The sequence below is a fragment of the Salipiger sp. genome (genome assembly GCF_059781815.1).
On sequence record NZ_JBYNAH010000363.1, the window covers coordinates 1 to 2,791 of the forward strand.

General features: G+C 64.0%; 3 protein-coding genes. 1 reads left to right on the plus strand and 2 read right to left on the minus strand.

Going from position 1 to position 2,791, the window contains the following annotated elements; translation table 11 throughout:
- On the minus strand, positions 1–942 hold a 942-nt coding region (locus AC6RA4_RS24680), incomplete at its 3' end, for a carbamoyl phosphate synthase preATP-grasp domain-containing protein (RefSeq protein WP_500164840.1).
- Between the two features lie 212 nt (positions 943–1,154).
- On the minus strand, positions 1,155–2,387 hold the full coding sequence (locus AC6RA4_RS24685; protein ID WP_500164841.1) for a class I SAM-dependent methyltransferase: 1,233 nt from the start codon (positions 2,385–2,387) through the stop codon (positions 1,155–1,157).
- A gap of 184 nt (positions 2,388–2,571) precedes the next feature.
- Here AC6RA4_RS24685 and AC6RA4_RS24690 point away from each other — a divergent pair.
- Positions 2,572–2,791: OB-fold nucleic acid binding domain-containing protein (locus AC6RA4_RS24690; RefSeq protein ID WP_500164843.1), on the plus strand; the 220-nt coding region annotated here is incomplete at its 3' end.

Consider the following 2,791-nt stretch of genomic DNA (forward strand, 5'->3'; position numbering starts at 1 on the left):
GTTCATCTCGATCACCACCATGCGGCCGTCTTCCGGGTTGATCGCCCATTGCACGTTCGAGCCGCCGGTTTCGACACCGATCTCGCGCAGCACGGCGATCGAGCCGTTGCGCATGATCTGGTATTCCTTGTCGGTCAGGGTCAGCGCCGGGGCCACGGTGATCGAGTCGCCGGTATGCACGCCCATCGGATCGACGTTCTCGATGGCACAGACGATGATCGCGTTGTCCGCCTTGTCGCGGACCACCTCCATCTCGAATTCCTTCCAGCCCAGCAGCGACTCGTCGACGAGGATCTGGTTCACCGGCGAGGCATCCATGCCGGTGCGGCAGTAGTGGATGTAGTCCTCGCGGTTATAGGCCACGCCGCCGCCGGTGCCGCCGAGGGTGAAGGCGGGGCGGATGATCGCCGGCAGGCCGATGGTCTCGAGCGCCTCGAGCGCCATGGCGACGCCGGCGTCGAGATCGGCCTTGCCGTCGGGCTTGGTGGGGGCGGTGACGATGGTGGCGGCCGGGTTCTCGAGCCCGATGCGGTCCATCGCCTCGCGGAACAGCGCGCGGTCCTCGGCCATCTCGATGGCCTCGCGCTTGGCGCCGATCATCTCCACGCCGAACTTGTCGAGTACGCCCATTTCCTCGAGCTTCAGCGAGGTGTTGAGGCCGGTCTGGCCGCCCATGGTCGGCAAGAGCGCATCGGGGCGCTCCTTCTCGATGATCTTGGCGACGACCTCGGGGGTGATCGGCTCGATATACGTGGCGTCGGCGAGCTCGGGGTCGGTCATGATGGTGGCCGGGTTCGAGTTCACCAGGATGACCCGGTAGCCTTCTTCGCGCAGGGCCTTGCAGGCCTGGGCGCCGGAGTAGTCGAATTCGCAGGCCTGGCCGATGATGATGGGCCCTGCGCCGATGATCATGATGGATTTGATATCGGTTCTCTTGGGCATGTCTCGACCTCTGACTTGAAGCGTGTTCCGGGCGTTTTCTGCAGGCATGCGACGAAGTGCGGAGGAGTCGCAGCTGCCCGCAAATTGTCGTGCGTTATAGAGATCGGAAGGCGCGCTGCAACCCCATACCGTTCGCGCTGACACGGCCCGGCGCGAAGAATTTTCGGACGAAAATTCTTGCCCCCTGACGTTGGGGCCATTGGTGCCCCTGCCTACTGCGCCGCGTGCATCATCCGGTCGTCCCCCTCGCCGTGATAGAGGTAGTCGCGGGTCACCGGCACCGTGTACTGCTTATGCGCGAGCTGGAGGTGGAAGACGCCCTGATACATCTCCTCGAAAGTCGCTTCGCAAGCAACGAGATAGAAGCGCCACATGCGCACGAAGGTCTCGTCATACATCTCGCGCACCTGCGGCAGCGCCGCCTCGAAACGGGCGCGCCACTGGTGCAGGGTGGGGCCATAATGGCCGCGCAGCACCTCGACATCGGTGGCCCAGAGCCCGGTCTTCTCGACCGAGGCCGAGACCTCGGAGAGCGACGGGATGTAGCCGCCGGGGAAGATGTACTTGTCGAGCCATTTCGAGGTCGGCTGTGGCTGCGACAGGTGGCCGATGGTGTGAATCAGGGCGATTCCATCCTCGGCGAGCAACTCGCCTACCTTCTCGAAATAGGCATCGAGATGCGGGAAACCCACATGCTCGAGCATGCCGACGCTGACGATCCGGTCAAAGGTTTCATCAACCTTTCGGTAATCGAGCAGCCGGAACTCGACCTTGTCGGCAAGCCCCGCCGCCTCGGCCCGGGCCTGCGCGGTCCTGAGCTGGTTCTCCGACAGCGTCACGCCGACCACCTGCGCGCCGTAATCGCGCGCCAGCGTCAGCGCCATGCCGCCCCAGCCGCAGCCGATATCGAGCACCCGCATCCCCGGCGTGATCCGCAGCTTGCGGGCGATGTGATCCTTCTTGGCTTTCTGTGCGTCCTCGAGCGTCATGTCGGGCCGGGCGAAATATGCGCAGCTGTACTGCATGTCGGCATCGAGGAAGAGCCGGTACAGATCGTCGGAGATGTCGTAGTGATGCTGCACGTTCTTCTGCGACCGCAGCGGGTTGTTGCGCTGCTCGATACCGCGGGTCCAGCCGCGCAACGCCTGCACCATGTCGAACCACTTCGGCATCGCCCCGGACTGCTGGTTGCGGATCAGCAGCGCCATGAAGGGATAGATCTCCTCGGGAGACACGTCGATGCGGCCATCCATGTAGCCCTCGCCAAGCGCCAGAACCGGGCGCTGCCCCAGCTCGCGGACGATGCTTTCCTCGGTGAGCGTGACCGCGGCCTGAAGATCGCCGCCGGGCCCGTAGACCGTTGTGCTGCCATCGGGCCATGTGACGCTCAGACGGCCGGTGACAACCAGTTTGACCAACATCTTGTCGAGCACGGATTTCCACATCTCGACGCCCCTTTTTCACAATGAAATCAGACGAGCCTCGCGCGGGGAAATGCACCGCGGGCATCAACCAAGGTTAACGGCTGCCGCCTTTTCGGCAAGATAGCGGCCCCATTCCCTTGACTTCCGGGCGTGCGCGCGGTGTATCGGCGCCTAACTTTCCAGCAGCTTCCAAAGGGCTCCCGATATGCACGCCTACCGCACGCACACCTGCGCCGCGCTGACCAAGGAGAACGTCGGCGAGACCGTCCGTCTCTCGGGCTGGGTCCACCGCATCCGCGATCACGGCGGCATCCTGTTCATCGACCTGCGCGACCATTACGGCATGACGCAGGTGCTCTGCGATCCCGACAGCCCGGTCTTCGCCGAGGTCGAGAAGTTCCGCTCCGAATGGTGCATCCGCATCG